At 68.1% G+C, this 16,654-nt stretch carries 25 protein-coding genes; 2 read left to right on the forward strand and 23 right to left on the reverse strand.

Annotated features, from left to right (window positions below; all coding sequences use genetic code 11):
* Positions 1-128: 128 nt before the first annotated feature.
* The 23 genes from ACFV8T_RS06525 to rpsJ form a co-directional block, all read right to left on the reverse strand.
* Entirely contained in the window at positions 129-785 is a 657-nt protein-coding gene (locus ACFV8T_RS06525; protein WP_385325237.1) for an adenylate kinase, read from the reverse strand.
* On the reverse strand, positions 785-2,104 hold the full coding sequence (secY, locus tag ACFV8T_RS06530; RefSeq protein ID WP_093540755.1) for a preprotein translocase subunit SecY: 1,320 nt from the start codon (positions 2,102-2,104) through the stop codon (positions 785-787). Before secY ends, ACFV8T_RS06525 begins: the two co-directional genes overlap by 1 nt.
* Positions 2,105-2,318: 214 nt before the next feature.
* On the reverse strand, positions 2,319-2,774 hold the full coding sequence (rplO, locus tag ACFV8T_RS06535) for a 50S ribosomal protein L15 (RefSeq protein ID WP_018550610.1): 456 nt from the start codon (positions 2,772-2,774) through the stop codon (positions 2,319-2,321).
* A 1-nt stretch (position 2,775) separates the two neighbouring features.
* Positions 2,776-2,958 carry a 50S ribosomal protein L30 gene (gene rpmD, locus ACFV8T_RS06540; protein WP_018550611.1) on the reverse strand — a complete coding sequence of 61 codons (183 nt, stop codon included), beginning with the start codon at positions 2,956-2,958 and terminating at the stop codon, positions 2,776-2,778.
* Positions 2,958-3,563: a 30S ribosomal protein S5 gene (gene rpsE / locus ACFV8T_RS06545; RefSeq protein ID WP_030914151.1), complete on the reverse strand. Its 606-nt coding sequence runs from the start codon at positions 3,561-3,563 to the stop codon at positions 2,958-2,960. Before rpsE ends, rpmD begins: the two co-directional genes overlap by 1 nt.
* Positions 3,564-3,609: 46 nt before the next feature.
* Entirely contained in the window at positions 3,610-3,993 is a 384-nt protein-coding gene (rplR, locus tag ACFV8T_RS06550) for a 50S ribosomal protein L18 (protein WP_093540756.1), read from the reverse strand.
* Positions 3,994-3,995: 2 nt separating this feature from the next.
* Entirely contained in the window at positions 3,996-4,535 is a 540-nt protein-coding gene (gene rplF, locus ACFV8T_RS06555; protein ID WP_093540757.1) for a 50S ribosomal protein L6, read from the reverse strand.
* Positions 4,536-4,556: 21 nt separating this feature from the next.
* Entirely contained in the window at positions 4,557-4,955 is a 399-nt protein-coding gene (gene rpsH, locus ACFV8T_RS06560; protein ID WP_124716936.1) for a 30S ribosomal protein S8, read from the reverse strand.
* A gap of 224 nt (positions 4,956-5,179) precedes the next feature.
* Entirely contained in the window at positions 5,180-5,365 is a 186-nt protein-coding gene (locus ACFV8T_RS06565) for a type Z 30S ribosomal protein S14 (RefSeq protein ID WP_003948630.1), read from the reverse strand.
* Positions 5,366-5,367: 2 nt separating this feature from the next.
* Positions 5,368-5,925, reverse strand: coding sequence for a 50S ribosomal protein L5 (rplE, locus tag ACFV8T_RS06570; protein WP_093897251.1), 558 nt, complete (start codon positions 5,923-5,925; stop codon positions 5,368-5,370).
* Entirely contained in the window at positions 5,925-6,248 is a 324-nt protein-coding gene (rplX, locus tag ACFV8T_RS06575; RefSeq protein WP_003966949.1) for a 50S ribosomal protein L24, read from the reverse strand. Before rplX ends, rplE begins: the two co-directional genes overlap by 1 nt.
* A 2-nt stretch (positions 6,249-6,250) precedes the next feature.
* Positions 6,251-6,619 (reverse strand): 50S ribosomal protein L14, encoded by a 369-nt coding sequence (gene rplN / locus ACFV8T_RS06580; protein ID WP_003966950.1) that lies wholly within the window; start codon positions 6,617-6,619, stop codon positions 6,251-6,253.
* Between the two features lie 107 nt (positions 6,620-6,726).
* A complete protein-coding gene (gene rpsQ, locus ACFV8T_RS06585) occupies positions 6,727-7,011 on the reverse strand; it encodes a 30S ribosomal protein S17 (RefSeq protein WP_030977953.1) in 285 nt (94 codons plus the stop codon).
* Positions 7,011-7,235 (reverse strand): 50S ribosomal protein L29, encoded by a 225-nt coding sequence (rpmC, locus tag ACFV8T_RS06590; protein WP_124716937.1) that lies wholly within the window; start codon positions 7,233-7,235, stop codon positions 7,011-7,013. Before rpmC ends, rpsQ begins: the two co-directional genes overlap by 1 nt.
* Complete coding sequence (rplP, locus tag ACFV8T_RS06595; protein ID WP_014047785.1) at positions 7,235-7,654, reverse strand: 50S ribosomal protein L16; 420 nt, start codon at positions 7,652-7,654, stop codon at positions 7,235-7,237. Before rplP ends, rpmC begins: the two co-directional genes overlap by 1 nt.
* A gap of 5 nt (positions 7,655-7,659) precedes the next feature.
* Positions 7,660-8,502 carry a 30S ribosomal protein S3 gene (rpsC, locus tag ACFV8T_RS06600; RefSeq protein ID WP_093540760.1) on the reverse strand — a complete coding sequence of 281 codons (843 nt, stop codon included), beginning with the start codon at positions 8,500-8,502 and terminating at the stop codon, positions 7,660-7,662.
* Positions 8,502-8,849, reverse strand: a complete 348-nt coding sequence (gene rplV, locus ACFV8T_RS06605; protein WP_004571827.1) for a 50S ribosomal protein L22 — start codon at positions 8,847-8,849, stop codon at positions 8,502-8,504. The genes rpsC and rplV overlap by 1 nt, the downstream gene beginning before the upstream one ends.
* 43 nt (positions 8,850-8,892) lie before the next feature.
* Complete coding sequence (rpsS, locus tag ACFV8T_RS06610) at positions 8,893-9,174, reverse strand: 30S ribosomal protein S19 (RefSeq protein ID WP_003966956.1); 282 nt, start codon at positions 9,172-9,174, stop codon at positions 8,893-8,895.
* A 12-nt stretch (positions 9,175-9,186) separates the two neighbouring features.
* Positions 9,187-10,023 carry a 50S ribosomal protein L2 gene (rplB, locus tag ACFV8T_RS06615; protein ID WP_266415473.1) on the reverse strand — a complete coding sequence of 279 codons (837 nt, stop codon included), beginning with the start codon at positions 10,021-10,023 and terminating at the stop codon, positions 9,187-9,189.
* Between the two features lie 39 nt (positions 10,024-10,062).
* Entirely contained in the window at positions 10,063-10,386 is a 324-nt protein-coding gene (gene rplW / locus ACFV8T_RS06620) for a 50S ribosomal protein L23 (RefSeq protein ID WP_014154589.1), read from the reverse strand.
* Positions 10,386-11,036: a 50S ribosomal protein L4 gene (rplD, locus tag ACFV8T_RS06625; protein WP_093540763.1), complete on the reverse strand. Its 651-nt coding sequence runs from the start codon at positions 11,034-11,036 to the stop codon at positions 10,386-10,388. The genes rplW and rplD overlap by 1 nt, the downstream gene beginning before the upstream one ends.
* A gap of 4 nt (positions 11,037-11,040) precedes the next feature.
* Positions 11,041-11,685 (reverse strand): 50S ribosomal protein L3, encoded by a 645-nt coding sequence (rplC, locus tag ACFV8T_RS06630; protein WP_072485542.1) that lies wholly within the window; start codon positions 11,683-11,685, stop codon positions 11,041-11,043.
* 13 nt (positions 11,686-11,698) lie between these two features.
* Positions 11,699-12,007 carry a 30S ribosomal protein S10 gene (rpsJ, locus tag ACFV8T_RS06635; protein WP_003948644.1) on the reverse strand — a complete coding sequence of 103 codons (309 nt, stop codon included), beginning with the start codon at positions 12,005-12,007 and terminating at the stop codon, positions 11,699-11,701.
* 509 nt (positions 12,008-12,516) lie between these two features.
* On the opposite strand from rpsJ, the gene ACFV8T_RS06640 reads away from it, so the two are divergent.
* Positions 12,517-14,187 carry an RNA ligase family protein gene (locus ACFV8T_RS06640; protein ID WP_385325240.1) on the forward strand — a complete coding sequence of 557 codons (1,671 nt, stop codon included), beginning with the start codon at positions 12,517-12,519 and terminating at the stop codon, positions 14,185-14,187.
* A gap of 200 nt (positions 14,188-14,387) precedes the next feature.
* Positions 14,388-16,631 carry a poly(A) polymerase gene (locus ACFV8T_RS06645; RefSeq protein ID WP_385325242.1) on the forward strand — a complete coding sequence of 748 codons (2,244 nt, stop codon included), beginning with the start codon at positions 14,388-14,390 and terminating at the stop codon, positions 16,629-16,631.
* Positions 16,632-16,654: the final 23 nt, after the last annotated feature.

Below are 16,654 nucleotides of genomic sequence, written 5' to 3' on the forward strand. Positions count from 1 at the left end.
CTGGAGAGTTGATATGTTAGCGTTTTGGATCTCCTTCTCCCCACCAAACCGCCGCGCCGGCGAGCTTTTTGTGCCTCGTCTCCCTCTCCCCCCCCGCCCGACTGCACAAGCACTGCGGGTGTTTTCGCTCAGCCCTGGTCGGACTTGAGAGCCTCCATCGCCCGCTCGGTCACATCGTTGACCTTGCCGAGCGCGGAGATGGTGACCACCAGGTTCTGGGCCCGGTAGTAGTCGATGATCGGCTCGGTCTGCGTGTGGTAGACCTCCAGCCGCGTACGAACCGTGTCCTCGGTGTCGTCGTCGCGCTGGTACAGCTCGCCGCCGCAGACGTCGCAGACGCCCTCGGCCTTCGGCGGGTTGTACGTCACGTGGAAGACGTGCGAGCCGTCGTTCCGGCAGATCCGGCGGCCGGCGATGCGCTTGACCACCTCGTCCTCGGGGACCTCCAGGTCCAGGACCGCGTCGAGCTTGGTGCCCTCGTCCTTGAGCATGGCGTCAAGGGCCTCGGCCTGACCCACGTTGCGCGGGAAGCCGTCCAGCAGGAAGCCGTTCTCGGCATCCGGCTGGGACATGCGGTCCTTGGCCATCCCGATGGTGACCTCGTCCGGCACCAACTGACCCGCGTCCATGAAGGCGCGGGCCCGCTTGCCAAGGTCGGTGCCCTGGCTGATGTTGGCGCGGAAGAGATCGCCCGTGGAGATCTGCGGAATCGACAGGTTCTTGGCAAGGTACGCAGCCTGCGTTCCCTTGCCGGCACCGGGCGGCCCGACGAGGACGATTCGCATCAGCGGAGGAACCCTTCGTAATTGCGCTGCTGGAGCTGACTCTCGATCTGCTTCACGGTCTCCAGCCCCACACCCACGATAATCAGGATGCTCGTCCCGCCGAACGGGAAGTTGGCGTTCGCACCACCGAAGCCGGCCAACGCCATCGTCGGCACAAGAGCGATCAGACCCAAGTACAGCGAGCCCGGCCAAGTGATCCTGTTGAGCACGTAGCTCAGGTACTCGGCAGTAGGTCGACCAGCCCGGATACCCGGGATGAAGCCACCATACTTCTTCATGTTGTCAGCGACTTCCTCGGGGTTGAACGAAATCGCCACATAGAAGAAGGCGAAGAAAACGATCAACAGGAAGTACGCCGTGATGTAGTACGGGTGGTCGCCCTTGACGAAGTTGTCCTTGATCCAGGTCGCCCAGCCCGCAGTGGAGTTGGAGAACTGGACGATCAGGGCGGGGATGTAGAGCAGCGAAGAAGCGAAGATGACGGGAATCACACCCGCCTGATTGACCTTCAGCGGAATGTACGTCGAGGTACCGCCGTACGACCTGCGGCCGATCATTCGCTTCGCGTACTGCACCGGGATGCGGCGCTGGGCCTGCTCGACGAAGACGACGAGGCCCACCATCACGAAGCCGATCAGGATGACGGTGCCGAATTCGATCCAGCCGTCGGCCAGCTTGCCGCTGGTCTTGATGGCCCACAGGGCGCCGGGGAAGCTGGCGGCGATCGAGATGAACATCAGGATCGACATGCCGTTGCCGATGCCGCGGTCGGTGATGAGCTCACCGAGCCACATGACGGCCGCGGTACCCGCGGTCATCGTGATGACCATCACGATGGTCGTGAAGATCGACTGGTTCGGGACGATCTGGTCGGCGACCGGGCAGCCGCTGAAGAGGGCGCCGCTGGTGGCGGTGGCCACCAGGCCGGTGCCCTGGAGGATGGCGAGCGCGACGGTCAGATAACGCGTGTACTGCGTGATCTTGGCCTGGCCGGACTGCCCCTCCTTCTTGAGCGCCTCGAGTCGGGGGATGACCACGGTCAGCAGCTGAAGAATGATGCTGGCCGTGATGTACGGCATGATGCCGAGCGCGAAGATCGTGATCTGCAGCAGTGCACCACCGCTGAACATGTTCACCAGGCCGAAGAGGCTGTTGTTGCCCTTGCTGGCCTGATCAACACAGGTCTGGACGTTCTCGTAGCTCACTCCCGGTACCGGGATGTGTGCCCCGAGCCGGTAGAGCACGATGATGCCGAGCGTGAAGAGCAGCTTCTTGCGCAGGTCGGGCGTCTTGAACGCCCGGGCGAACGCGGTGAGCACGGTGCCTCCTGCGACCCCCGCGCAAAGCGTAGAGGTGACGGTCTTGAGGATCGACGAATACGTAAACAGTCAAAGTCCCCGGGCGGGCGCCCAGGGGTTACCACACAACGACGCACGCCACCTTACCGGCGACCATGCCCCCCTAGGAACGACCAACCGGGGATGCCCCATATGAGAGGCATCCCCGGTCGGATGTTCAGGCCATCGAGTTGTCTCAGACGAGCTCGGTGACGGTGCCGCCCGCGGCGGCAATCTTCTCCTTGGCGGAGCCGGAGACGGCGTCAACCGAAACCTGCAGTGCCACGGAGATCTCGCCCTGTCCGAGGACCTTGACGAGGTGGTTGTTGCGCACCGCACCCTTGGCGACCAGGTCGGCCACGGTGACCTCTCCACCCTCGGGGTAGAGCGTCGCGAGCTTGTCCAGGTTCACGACCTGGTACTCGGTGCGGAACGGGTTCTTGAAGCCCTTGAGCTTCGGGAGACGCATGTGGAGGGGCATCTGCCCACCCTCGAAGCGCTCCGGAACCTGGTAACGGGCCTTCGTGCCCTTGGTGCCACGACCGGCGGTCTTACCCTTGGACGCCTCACCACGACCCACACGGGTCTTGGCGGTCTTGGCGCCCGGGGCGGGCCGGAGGTCATGGGCCTTCAGCGGCTTGTTCTCCGCCATGTCAGTCGACCTCCTCAACCGTCACGAGGTGGCGGACGGTGTGCACCATTCCGCGGAACTCGGGGCGGTCCTCCTTGACAACCACGTCGTGCAGGCGCTTGAGCCCGAGCGAACGCAGGGTGTCGCGGTGGTTCTGCTTGCTGCCGATGTACGACTTCGTCTGCGTGATCTTGAGGCGAGCCATTACGCACCCGCTCCCGCACGTGCACGAAGCAGAGCCGCAGGGGCGACGTCCTCGAGCGGCAGACCACGGCGAGCCGCGATCTCCTCGGGACGCTGCAGGCCCTTGAGGGCCGCCACGGTCGCGTGCACGATGTTGATCGCGTTGTCGGAGCCGAGCGACTTCGACAGGATGTCGTGAACGCCGGCGCACTCCAGAACGGCGCGCACCGGGCCACCGGCGATAACACCGGTACCGGGGGAAGCAGGCTTCAGCAGGACGACGCCCGCAGCCTTCTCGCCCTGGATCGGGTGAGGAATGGTGCCCTGGATGCGCGGAACCTTGAAGAAGTTCTTCTTGGCTTCTTCCACGCCCTTGGCGATGGCCGCGGGAACTTCCTTGGCCTTGCCGTAACCGACACCGACGGTGCCGTCACCATCGCCCACCACGACCAGCGCGGTGAAGCTGAAGCGACGACCACCCTTCACAACCTTGGCGACGCGGTTGATCGCGACAACGCGCTCAACGTACGCGGTCTTCTCGGCGGCAGCTGCGCCGCCGTCACGGCCCTTCCGGTCCCGCCGCTCGCCGCCACCGGCACCGCTTCCGCGGCGCTGGGGTCCAGCCATTGGATTTACCTCTCTCTGTTACGTCCGCTGTGCGTAGGAACCGGGCTCAGAACTTCAGACCGGCTTCACGGGCGGCGTCAGCCAGAGCGGCAATCCGCCCGGCGTACTGGTTACCACCGCGGTCAAACACGACGGCCTCGACGCCTGCGGCCTTGGCGCGCTCAGCGACCAGGGCGCCGACCTGCTTGGCCTGGGTGCTCTTGTCGCCCTCGCCACCACGGATGGAGACGTCCAGGGTCGACGCCGACGCGAGCGTGTGGCCCGCGATGTCGTCGATGACCTGAGCCACCATGTGGCGGTTGGACCGTGTCACGACCAAGCGCGGACGCTCCGGCGAACCGGAGATGTGCTTGCGGACGCGGATGTGGCGACGCTTGAGGGCGGCACGCTTGTAGGCGTCGCCCTTGGCGATCTTCACGCCGTATGCCATGGCTACTTACCAGCCTTTCCGACCTTGCGGCGGATGACCTCGCCGGCGTACTTGACGCCCTTGGCCTTGTACGGGTCAGGCTTCCGCAGCTTGCGGATCTTGGCCGCGGTCTCGCCGACCTTCTGCTTGTCGATGCCCTCGACGGAGAACTTCGTGGGGGACTCCACCTTGAAGGTGATGCCCTCCGGGGCCTCGATCAGGATCGGGTGGCTGTAGCCCAGGGCGAACTCCAGGTTGGAGCCCTTCGCCTGGACGCGGTAACCGACACCACTGATCTCGAGCGCCTTGGTGTATCCCTGGGTCACACCGGTGATCATGTTCGCCACCAGCGTGCGGGACAGGCCGTGAAGGGCCTTGTTCTGACGCTCGTCGTTCGGGCGGGTGACGCTGAGGAAGCCGTCCTCACCCTTGGTGACCTCGATCGGCGACGCGACGGTGTGCGAGAGGGTGCCCTTGGGCCCCTTCACCGCGACCGTGCGGCCATCGATGGTGACGTCCACACCGGCGGGAACCTGGATGGGGAGCTTGCCGATTCGCGACATGAGCTATTCCTCCGTTCCCGACTACCAGACGTAGGCGAGGACTTCCCCACCTACGCCCTTCTTGCTGGCCTGCTGGCCGGTCAGGAGACCGTGGGACGTGGAGATGATCGCCACGCCCAGGCCGCCGAGGACCTTCGGCAGGTTGGTGGACTTTGCGTATACACGCAGACCCGGCTTCGAGATTCGCTTGATGCCGGCGATCGAGCGCTCGCGGTTCGGGCCGAACTTCAGCTCGAGGATGAGGTTCTTGCCAACCTCGGCGTCCTCGACCTTCCAGCCGGTGATGAAGCCCTCCTGCTGGAGGATCTCCGCGATGTGCGACTTGATCTTGCTGTGCGGCATCGCGACGTCGTCGTGGTACGCCGAGTTCGCGTTGCGCAGACGCGTGAGCATGTCTGCGATGGGATCAGTCATGGTCATGAGTTGGCCTTCGGCCTCTCTCGCCGGGGTTTCCTGTATGCGCCATCCCTCTCCCCACTCAGAGGCAGGACGGGTGCGGTGCGGGGACCTACGGCGTAGTAAGTCGGTCTTGGGCGGCAGGCGCCCAACCCCACAAGCCTACGGCATGTGAGGGCGGGCTCCTGCCGACCAGATGCTTACCGAGAGTCTCCGGGTAAACCCAACGCCCAAAGGGCGAAGGAGATTTACCAGGAGCTCTTGGTCACGCCCGGCAGCTCGCCACGGTGAGCCATCTCACGAAGGCACACGCGGCACAGGCCGAACTTGCGGTAGACGGAGTGGGGCCGGCCGCAGCGCTGGCAGCGGGTGTACCCGCGGACGCCGAACTTCGGCTTACGGGCGGCCTTAGCGATCAGAGCCTTCTTCGCCACGGTCAGTTCTCCTTGAACGGGAAGCCGAGGTGACGAAGGAGGGCACGACCCTCGTCGTCATTGGTCGCCGTGGTGACCACGGTGATGTCCATGCCCCGGACCCGGTCGATCTTGTCCTGGTCGATCTCGTGGAACATGACCTGCTCCGTGAGACCGAAGGTGTAGTTGCCACGGCCGTCGAACTGCTTCGGCGACAGACCACGGAAGTCACGGATACGCGGCAGCGCGAGCGACAGCGTACGGTCCAGGAACTCCCACATCCGGTCACCACGGAGGGTGACGTGGCAGCCGATCGGCTGGCCCTCACGCAGCTTGAACTGCGCGATGGACTTGCGGGCCTTGGTGACGGCCGGCTTCTGACCGGTGATCGTGGTGAGGTCGCGCACGGCGCCGTCGATCAGCTTGGAGTCGCGGGCGGCGTCGCCCACACCCATGTTGACCACGATCTTGACCAGACCGGGGATCTGCATGACGTTCTCGAACGAGAACTCCTCACGCAGCTTGCCGGCGATTTCCTCGCGGTACTTCGTCTTCAGACGCGGAGTGGTGGTGGTAGCCATCAGATGTCCTCACCCGTCCGCTTGGCAACGCGGATCTTGTTGCCTTCGTCGTCGAAGCGGTAACCGACGCGCGTGACGACCTTGTTGCCGTCCTTCTCCACGACGAGCTGAACGTTGCTCACGTGGATGGGGGCCTCGGTCGTGACGATGCCACCGGTCTGCGAACCGCGAGCGGTCTGACCGGCCTTGGTGTGCTTCTTGACCCGGTTGACACCCTCGACGAGGACGCGGTCCTGAGCGGGGTAGGCCACGATGACCTTGCCCTGCTTGCCCTTGTCCTTACCGGTGATGACCTGAACCAGGTCGCCCTTCTTGATCTTCATGCTTACAGCACCTCCGGCGCGAGCGAGATGATCTTCATGAACTTCTTCTCGCGCAGTTCCCGGCCCACCGGGCCGAAGATGCGGGTGCCGCGGGGGTCACCGTCGTTCTTCAGAATGACGGCGGCGTTCTCGTCGAAGCGGATGTACGAGCCATCCTGACGGCGACGCTCCTTGACGGTGCGAACGATGACGGCCTTGACGACGTCACCCTTCTTCACGTTGCCACCGGGGATCGCGTCCTTGACGGTGGCGACGATGACGTCACCGATGCCCGCGTAGCGGCGACCCGAACCACCGAGAACACGGATGGTGAGGATTTCCTTCGCACCCGTGTTGTCGGCGACGCGAAGTCGCGACTCCTGCTGGATCACGTCTATCTCCTGATCGTCTGCCGGTTCCCGGCGGGGGCCACTCCGTCACCGGAGCGAGCCCCCGCCGAGCCTGGCGGAACTTGCCTGAGGGGAATGCCCCTCAGGAATTACTTGGCCTTCTCGAGGATCTCGACGACGCGCCACCGCTTCGTGGCGGACAGCGGCCGGGTCTCCATCAGGAGGACGCGGTCGCCGACGCCTGCGGCGTTCTGCTCGTCGTGCGCCTTGAGCTTGTTCGTACGGCGGATGACCTTGCCGTACAGCGCGTGCTTGACACGGTCCTCGACAGCGACGACGACGGTCTTGTCCATCTTGTCGCTGACGACCAGACCCTCACGGGTCTTGCGGAAACCGCGGTCGGTGTTCGTCTCAGTCACAGTCTTCTCGCTCATCAGGCGCTCTCCACCGTCTCGATGCCCAGCTCGCGCTCGCGCATCAGGGTGTAGATCCGGGCGATGTCCTTACGGACGGACTTGAGCCGACCGTGGTTCTCGAGCTGCCCGGTCGCCGCCTGGAAGCGGAGGTTGAACAGCTCTTCCTTGGCCTCGCGGAGCTTGTTGAGGAGCTCCTCGCCGCCCAGTTCGCGCAGCTCGGACGCCTTGGTACCGGCCGACATCACGACTCACCTGCCTCGCGCCGAACGATCCGGCACTTCATCGGAAGCTTGTGAGCAGCGCGGGTAAGCGCCTCACGAGCAATCTTCTCGTTCGGGTAGGACAGCTCGAACATCACCCGACCCGGCTTGACGTTCGCGATCCACCACTCGGGAGAACCCTTACCGGAACCCATGCGGGTCTCGGCCGGCTTCTTCGTCAGGGGACGGTCCGGGTAGATGTTGATCCAGACCTTGCCGCCACGCTTGATGTGGCGGGTCATCGCGATACGAGCAGCCTCGATCTGGCGGTTCGTCACGTACGCCGGGGTCAGCGCCTGGATGCCGTACTCGCCGAACGCAACCTGCGTGCCACCCTTGGACATACCGCTGCGCTTCGGGTGGTGCTGCTTGCGGTGCTTGACCCTACGGGGGATCAGCATTTCGGTCAGGCCTCCGTTCCGGTGCTCTCGGCAGCCGGAGCGGCAGCGGCGGGAGCCTCGGCCTTGGGGGCCTCGGCAGCCGGAGCCGACTGCTGCTGCGGCTTGCGACCGCGACCGCCACGCTCGCCACCGCGGCCACCACGGCCGGCCGGGCGGTCAGCGCCGCCACGGGCCGGGCGGTTGCCGGCGCGGGCAGCGGCGTTCTCGGCGCGGACCTCGGCGATGTTCTTGACGTCGCCCTTGTAGATCCAGACCTTCACGCCGATGCGGCCGAAGGTCGTCTTGGCCTCGAAGAAGCCGTAGTCGACGTTCGCGCGGAGCGTGTGCAGGGGCACACGGCCCTCGCGGTAGAACTCCGAGCGGGACATCTCGGCGCCGCCGAGGCGGCCACCGCACTGGATCTTGATGCCCTTGGCGCCGGCCTTCATCGAGCTCTGCATGCTCTTGCGCATGGCACGACGGAAGGAGACGCGGGAGGAGAGCTGCTCGGCGACGGCCTGGGCCACCAGCTGAGCGTCCACCTCGGGGTTCTTGACCTCGAGGATGTTCAGCTGGACCTGCTTGCCGGTCAGCTTCTCCAGCTCGCCACGGATGCGGTCGGCCTCGGCGCCACGGCGACCGATGACGATGCCCGGACGGGCGGTGTGGATGTCAACGCGGACGCGGTCGCGGGTGCGCTCGATCTCGACCTTCGAGATGCCGGCCCGCTCCATGCCCTTCGTCATCATGCGACGAATGGCGACGTCTTCCTTGACGTAGTCCTTGTACAGCTTGTCGGCGTACCAACGGGACTTGAAGTCCGTGGTAATGCCGAGCCGGAACCCGTGCGGGTTTACCTTCTGGCCCATTACCGGGTTCCTTCCTTGCTGCTGACGACCACGGTGATGTGGCTGGTCCGCTTACGGATCCGGTAGGCACGGCCCTGAGCACGCGGACGGAACCGCTTCAGGGTCGGGCCCTCGTCCACGTACGCCTCGCTGATGACCAGCGAAGAGGCGTCGGTGTGGTCGTAGTTGTGTGCGGCGTTGGCAATGGCGCTGTCCAGCACCTTGCCAACCGGCACGCTCGCGGCCTGCGGGGCGAAACGCAGGACCGCCTGAGCCTCCGTGGCATCCATGCCACGGATGAGGTCCACCACGCGGCGGGCCTTCATGGGCGTGACGCGGATGTACCGCGCCTGGGCCCTGGCTTCCATGGTTGTCCCTTCGGTGTAAGTCATAGTCGTTTCCACCCCGCGGTTAGCGGCGCTTCGACTTCCGGTCGTCCTTGACGTGGCCGCGGAAGGTGCGAGTCGGCGAGAACTCGCCGAGCTTGTGGCCGACCATCGACTCGGTGACGAACACCGGGACGTGGATCTTGCCGTTGTGCACCGCGATGGTGTGACCCAGCATGGCCGGGACGATCATCGAGCGACGGGACCAGGTCTTGATGACGTTCTTGGTGCCTGCCTCGTTCTGTACGTCCACCTTCTTGATGAGGTGGCCGTCGACGAAGGGCCCCTTCTTGAGACTGCGCGGCATCTAAACCCGCTCCTAGCGCTTCTTGTTCGTCTTGCGGCGGCGGACGATGTACTTGTTCGATGCCTTCTTCGGCGAACGAGTACGACCCTCCTTCTGACCCCACGGCGAGACCGGGTGGCGACCACCGGAGGTCTTGCCTTCACCACCACCGTGCGGGTGGTCAACCGGGTTCATCGCGACACCGCGGACGGTCGGGCGGACGCCCTTCCAGCGCATGCGGCCGGCCTTGCCCCAGTTGATGTTCGACTGCTCGGCGTTGCCGACCTCACCGATGGTGGCGCGGCAGCGGGCGTCGACCAGGCGGATCTCACCCGACGGCATACGAAGGTGGGCCATGGTGCCCTCCTTCGCCAGCAGCTGCACGGAGGCACCCGCGGAACGGGCGAACTTCGCGCCGCCGCCGGGCCGCAGCTCGATGGCGTGGATGGTCGTACCGACCGGGATGTTGCGCAGCGCCAGGTTGTTGCCGGGCTTGATGTCGGCGGCCGGGCCGTTCTCGACACGGTCGCCCTGCGTCAGGCCACGCGGCGCGATGATGTAGCGCTTCTCGCCGTCCGCGTAGTGCAGGAGCGCGATGCGCGCGGTGCGGTTCGGGTCGTACTCGATGTGCGCGACCTTGGCCGGCACGCCGTCCTTGTCGTGACGACGGAAGTCGATCACTCGGAAGGCGCGCTTGTGGCCACCGCCCTGGTGGCGAACGGTCACACGACCGGCGTTGTTACGGCCGCCCTTGCTGTGCAGGGGGCGGACCAGCGACTTCTCCGGCGTGGACCGCGTGATCTCGACAAAGTCGGCGACGCTGGAGCCACGACGGCCCGGGGTCGTCGGCTTGTACTTGCGGATACCCATTTCTCAGTCCTCGTCCGATTCCGGACGACTCGACCTCCGTCAGGAGGTCGGGCCGCCGAAGATGTCGATACGGTCGCCCTCGGCGAGGGTCACGATGGCGCGCTTGGTGTCAGCGCGCTTGCCGAAACCGGTCTTGGTGCGCTTGCGCTTACCCTGCCGGTTGATCGTGTTGACCCCGGTGACCTTGACCGAGAAGACCGCTTCCACGGCCTGCTTGATCTGGGTCTTGTTGGAGCCGGGCGCGACGATGAACGTGTACTTGTTCTCGTCGAGCAGCGCGTAGCTCTTCTCGGACACGACCGGCTTGACGAGAACGTCGCGCGGGTCCGAGTAGGTCTTGCTGGTAACGGTCGCCTCGCTCATCAGGCGTCGCTCCCTTCGGTCTCAGCGGTCTGGGGGCCAGACACGAAGGACTCGAAGGCGGCCTGGGTGAAGACCACGTCGTCAGAGACGATCACGTCGTACGTGTTCAGCTGGCCCGGCTCCAGGATGTGCACCTGGGGCAGGTTGCGGGCGGACAGCCACGCGGCCTCGTCGGCACGGTCGACGACCAGGAGCAGGTTCTTGCGCTCCGAGATCTTGCCGAACAGCGTCTTGGCGGCCTTCGTGGAGACTGCACCGTCGACCACGCCGGTGACGACGTGGATGCGGGAGTGGCGTGCCCGGTCGGAGAGGGCACCGCGCAGGGCGGCGGCCTTCATCTTCTTCGGGGTCCGCTGCGAGTAGTCACGCGGCTGCGGGCCGTGGACGACGCCACCGCCGGCGAACTGCGGCGCACGGGTCGAACCCTGGCGCGCGCGGCCGGTGCCCTTCTGGCGGTACGGCTTGCGGCCACCACCACGGACTTCGCCGCGGGTCTTGGTCTTGTGCGTGCCCTGACGGGCAGCTGCCAGCTGCGCGACAACGACCTGGTGGATCAGCGGAACGCTGGTCTTCGCGTCGAAGATCTCCGCGGGGAGCTCGACGGTACCGGCCTTGTCGCCTGCCGGCGAAAGGATGTCAATGGTGCTCATTACCTCAAGCCCCCTTGGCCGCGGTACGGACCAGGACGAGGCCGCCGTTCGGACCGGGGACTGCGCCCTTGATGAGGAGCAGACCCTTCTCCGCGTCAACCGCGTGGATGGTCAGGTTCTGGGTGGTGACACGCTCGTTGCCCATGCGACCCGCCATGCGCATGCCCTTGAAGACACGGCCGGGGGTGGCACAGCCACCGATGGAGCCAGGCATACGGTGCACACGGTGGGCACCGTGGGACGCCTTGCCACCCTTGAAGTTGTGACGCTTCATCACACCGGCGAAGCCCTTGCCCTTGCTCTTGCCCGTGACGTCGACCTTGACGCCGGACTCGAACACCTCGGCAGTGACTTCCTGGCCCAGCGTGTACTCGCTGGCGTCAGGGGTGCGGAGCTCCACCAGGTGGCGGCGCGGGGTCACGTCGGCCTTGGCGAAGTGGCCCTTGAGGGGCTTGTTCACCTTGCGGGGGTCGATCTCGCCGAAGGCGATCTGGACTGCCTCGTAGCCGTCGTTGTCGTTCGTGCGGACCTGGGTGACGACGCAGGGCCCGGCCTTGACGACGGTCACCGGGACGACCCGGTTGTTCTCGTCCCAGACCTGGGTCATGCCGAGCTTCTCGCCCAGGACGCCCTTAATGTTCTTAGCCATCTCGCGCGTCACCTCAGAGCTTGATCTCGATGTCGACGCCGGCCGGCAGGTCGAGACGCATCAGCGAGTCAACCGTCTTCGGCGTGGGGTCGAGGATGTCGATGAGGCGCTTGTGCGTGCGCATCTCGAAGTGCTCGCGCGAGTCCTTGTACTTGTGCGGCGACTTGATGACGCAGTACACGTTCTTCTCAGTGGGCAGCGGCACCGGGCCTGCGACCGACGCACCAGTGCGGGTCACCGTCTCGACGATCTTCTTCGCCGAGGAGTCGATGACCTCGTGGTCGTAGGCCTTGAGCCGGATGCGGATCTTCTGTCCCGCCATGGCTACTAGTAGTCCTGTCTCTCGTAACGCTCTGGAACCCGGGGGCTCTCATGACTCCACCTCCGACCCACGCGGTCGGGCGTGTCGCATCCCCTCTACGCAGATCTCCCGAAGGATTTCCCAACCAAGGGGGTGCGGGCCCGAGGACCGCAGGACCGGGGGCGAAACACCCACCGGGCGCCTGGCCGGTGCCCCACTGACGCTTCCCGGAAGATTCCCGTACGTCCGACCCGCGAGGGATCGACGAGTACTGTGGGACTCGCTTCCGGTCCTCCCGGCGGGAGGCGCGCAGCATTGACACTCAACCGAGCAACCTGGTCAGTGTGCCATACGGGGTGTGAGCCTGGCCAATCGGGCGGAGGATCTTACCCGCCGTGCTCGCTCGGTCAAACGCGGGCGCGCAGCGGGAGCCGTGCCGGGCGCCGCTCATCGTAATCGGGTCGAACGATCCGGACCCCCGTGCCTAAGGTGATCGGCCGGGCAAACCGTCGTCACCAGGGGCATCGATCATGCGTACGCACTATCCGCGCACCGCGCATCTGCCCTGGTCCCCCGGAGCCACCTCGGACGACGTACGGATCACGGACCTCTCCGCGCTGACCGGCCGCGAGGTCGTCGTCACCGAGAAGCTGGACGGCGAGAACACCACCCTCTACGCCGACGGGCTCCACGCCCGCTCCCTCGACTCCGCGCACCACCCCTCGCGGGGCTGGGTGAAGGCGCTCCAGGGGCGGGTCGGGGCGCGTATCCCCGACGGGTGGCGGATCTGCGGCGAGAACATGTTCGCGCGCCACTCGATCCCGTACGACGGCCTGGAGAGCTTCTTCTACGGCTTCTCCGTCTGGGACGGGGAGCGCTGCCTGGGCTGGGACCGGACCGTGGCGTTCCTGCGGGGGCTGGGGATACCGGTGCCGCCCGTGCTGTGGCGCGGGGTCCTCGACGCCCGTGCCGAGAAGCTGCTGCGGGCGCTGAAGCCGGACACCGGACGGCAGGAGGGGTACGTCGTACGGCCCGTGGACGGCTTCGGCGCACCGGACTTCGGGCGCCTGGTGGCCAAGTGGGTGCGGCCCGGCCACGTACAGACCGATACGCACTGGATGCACGCCGCCGTCGTGGAGAACGGGCTCGGCCCGGCCGCCGCCCTGTGGGCCGTACGGTCCGGAGCGCCGGTCGACGCGGCGGCCCTGGCCACCGCCACGGGCACGGACGCGGGGGACGCCGGGGCCGCGCGCGCGATGGGCGACGCCCTCGACGCACTGGGCCGGACGGGCGAGAACCGGCTGACCGGGGTGCTGGCTGCCCTGCTGCACCGTTCCCGCCGCACCGGACTCGCACCCGCGCTGGCACCGGCGCTGGGGATGCCGCTCGCCCGCCGCGTCGCGGACCTCGTCGGACTGCACCCCGCGCTGCACCGCCCGTACCCGGACGAGGAGCGCCGCACCGGGCTGGTCCGGATGTCGTTCGGCGCCGATCTGCCGCTGCTGCACGCGCTGGCCGCCACGGTGGCGGACACCGCCGGGGCGCGCGAGCAGGTGGAGTGGTCCGCGCTGCACGCGGAGGGCCTGGCGGAACCGGCCGGGCTGCGGGAGGCCTTCGCGGGGCTGGACCCGGAGAGCGCCGACCGCTGCTGGGCGCAGGCCCGTGAGGCGTACGCCCTGGGCCGGGTCGCCACCGCCGAGGAGGCGGTCGCCGCGACCTGGCGCTGGCGGGCCGGGGACTTCCCGCGCCTGATCCATCTGGTCGGCCCGTCCGGCAGCGGCAAGAGCACCTTCGGGCGTGCGCTGCCCGGCGTCGACACCTACCTCTCGCTCGACGATCTGCGTCTGGCCCGGGGTTCGCGCGCCGACCAGAAGGCCAACGGGGACGTGCTGCGCGAGGGGCTCGACCGGCTGGACGCGGCGCTCACGGCTGGCTCCACGGTCGTCTGGGACGCCACCTCGCTCAACGCGCACCAGCGCTCCCTGGTGCACGCGGTCGCCCGGCGCAGGGACGCGCTGCTCACCCACGCCGTGGCCCTGGTCGGCGACGCGGAGCTGATCCGCCGCAACGGATGTCGCAGCCACCCCGTGCCGGCCGAGGTGCTGACCTCGCAGCTGCACAGGTTCGTGCCCCCGTACCCCGGCCAGGCGCACCGCACCTGGTACATCGGCGCGAGCGGAACCGTGGAGGACAGGGCGTAGGGCCTTCCGTCTGGATCAGGCCGGATCAGGGAGCGGGGTCCGGTGCCGTGAATCGCAAGGCGGAGGAGGGAGTCGATGGGGTCTCCCCTGCTCAAGCGGAGCCGAGAGCTTGGGGAGGGAGCCATGGCGAGTGACGACAACGCCGCGAGGCGCGGCACCGGGGCACGCGAGCCCGGCAGGATCCAGACGGAAGGCCCTGAATGCGTACCAGCGAGGAGATCTACCACCGGGTCCGCTGGGACGCCCGGTTCGACCCGGCGCGCTTCGTACTGGGCGTGGCGCAGCGCGGGACCGTGCCCAAGCGGGTGCCGCTGCCCCGCTTCACGCCCGGCGGGGACATCCCCTGGCACCGGGTGCTGTTCTTCGAGGCGGACGGTGAGCTGGTGTGGGACCGGTCCTCGGGCGTGGACCGGATCGACGCGACGGACGCCGGGCGGGTGCGCGCCCCGCGCCGGCTGCCGTCCCCGTACTTCGTCTCCCGCACGCCGCACGCGTTCTCGGTGTCCGATGCCGCCTGGACGCCCGCGCCCGAGGACGTACCGGTGCCCGCCCCGGCCTCCGGCCCTCTGACGCTGCTGACCTGGAACACCCTCTGGGACCGCTACGACAGCGACCGCATCGACACCGCCCGGCGCCGGCCGCTCCTGCTCGACGCCCTGTGCGCCGCGAACGCCGATGTCATCGCGCTCCAGGAGGCCGAACCCGCCCTGCTCGCCCTGCTGTTGGCGGCGCCCTGGGTCCGCGGGGGCTACACGCTCTGGGCCGACCCGGCCGGCCGGGATGTCGCCGACTGCGGTCTGCTGCTGCTCAGCAGGGTCCCGGTGCGCGAGGCGGGTCTGCACGCGCTCGGCCCGCACAAGGCGGTCGCGGCCGTCGTCGTGGAGACCGCGGAAGGACCGGTCACGGTCGCCGCCACCCATCTCAGCAGCGACCACTCGGCGAACGGCGCCGGTCGGCGCGATGCCGAACTGGCCGATCTGGCCGCGGGGTTGGCGGCGATCGAGGGCGATGTGACGCTGCTCGGCGACTTCAACGACGGCGGGGACACCCCGCAGGACCGGCTGGGGATGACGGACGCCTGGAGCCGGGTGCACGGCGCGGACGACCGGACGCCCACCTTCGACCCGTCGGTCAACCCGCTGGCCGCCGTCTCCTCCCTGACCGGGCGGGTGTCCCGGCTGGACCGGGTGCTGGTCCGCCCGGAGCGGCTGCGGCCCGTCTCGGCGGTGCTGCTGGGCGACGTGCCGACGCCGGACGGGCTGTACGTCTCGGACCACTTCGGGGTGCGGGTGGAGCTGGCCGCCGAGGTGGCGGAAGAAATCCGCGCGGACGCGGCGGAGGAGGCGTTCGCGACCGATGCCGTGCGCCGGGTGGCCGCCGCGCTGCCCGGAGGGCATGTCCATCCGGCCGGCTCGCGGCGGATGGGCTGTGCGCTGCCCGGCGCGGACGTGGACCTGGTCGCGGCGCTGCCGGGCGCGGTGGATCCGCCGGGGGTACGGGAGCGGCTGGCCGTTGCCCTGCCGGACGCCGTCGGCCTGCGCGAGGTGACCGGTGCCCGCGTACCCGGGCTGCGCTTCTCGCTCGGCGGGCTCGGGGTGGACCTGGTGACCGTGGCGACGGGTGCCCTCCCCCCGGCCGAGGCGGTGGCCCGGCGCGCCGAGCTGGGCGAGGCGGCGGCCACGGCGCTCAGCGCGGTGAGCGACGCGGATGCCGTGCTCGCGGCGGCGGACCCGCACCGGGCGGCGTTCACCCGGCTCGCCCGCTCGGTGAAGGCATGGGCGCGGGCCCGCGGCCTGGACTCCGCCCCGTGCGGCGGACTGCCCGGCCTCGCCTGGTCCGTGCTCGCGGCCCGTACCGCCCACGAGTCGGGCGACCTGCCGCCGCTCCCCCTGCTCAGGCAGTTCTTCGCGACCTGGGCCACCTGGGACTGGGACCGCGCGGTCGGCCCCGGCGGAGCAGTCGGGACCACCGCGCTCCCCTTCACCGTGCTGACCCCGACCGACCCGGTCCGCTCCTGCACCACGCAGGTCTCCGCCGCCGGCCGCGACCTCGTCGCCGAGGAGCTCTTCCGCGCCTGGGAGATCCTGGAGTCCGCCGCCGACTCCGGCTCCGTACCGCATGCCCTGCTCTGCGCCCCGCCGCCGCTGCACGCGCGGCACGCCGCCTGGGCGATCGTCTCCGTGCGGCACGGCGCGGACGAGGGGCGCCTCCGCGGCCGCCTCCTGGCCCTGCTCGCCGCCCTCGCGGAAGCGGGCTCCCCGGACGCGCACGCCTGGCCCCGCCCGTGCGGCTCCGACGCGTCCCACGTCCAGTACGCCATCGGCCTGGGCCGCACCCCGCCCGACGGGGCCCGGCTCTCGGAGATCGGCGCGCGGCTGCTGCGCGGCATCCCGGAGGCGGGGCTGCGCCGGGTGGACCGCGGGGAGGCGCCGGACCTGCGGTGACGGCGGTCGGCGAGAATCCGTCC

Source organism: Streptomyces sp. NPDC059832 (assembly GCF_042731715.1).
In the GTDB taxonomy this organism is placed as follows: Bacteria; Actinomycetota; Actinomycetes; order Streptomycetales; family Streptomycetaceae; genus Streptomyces.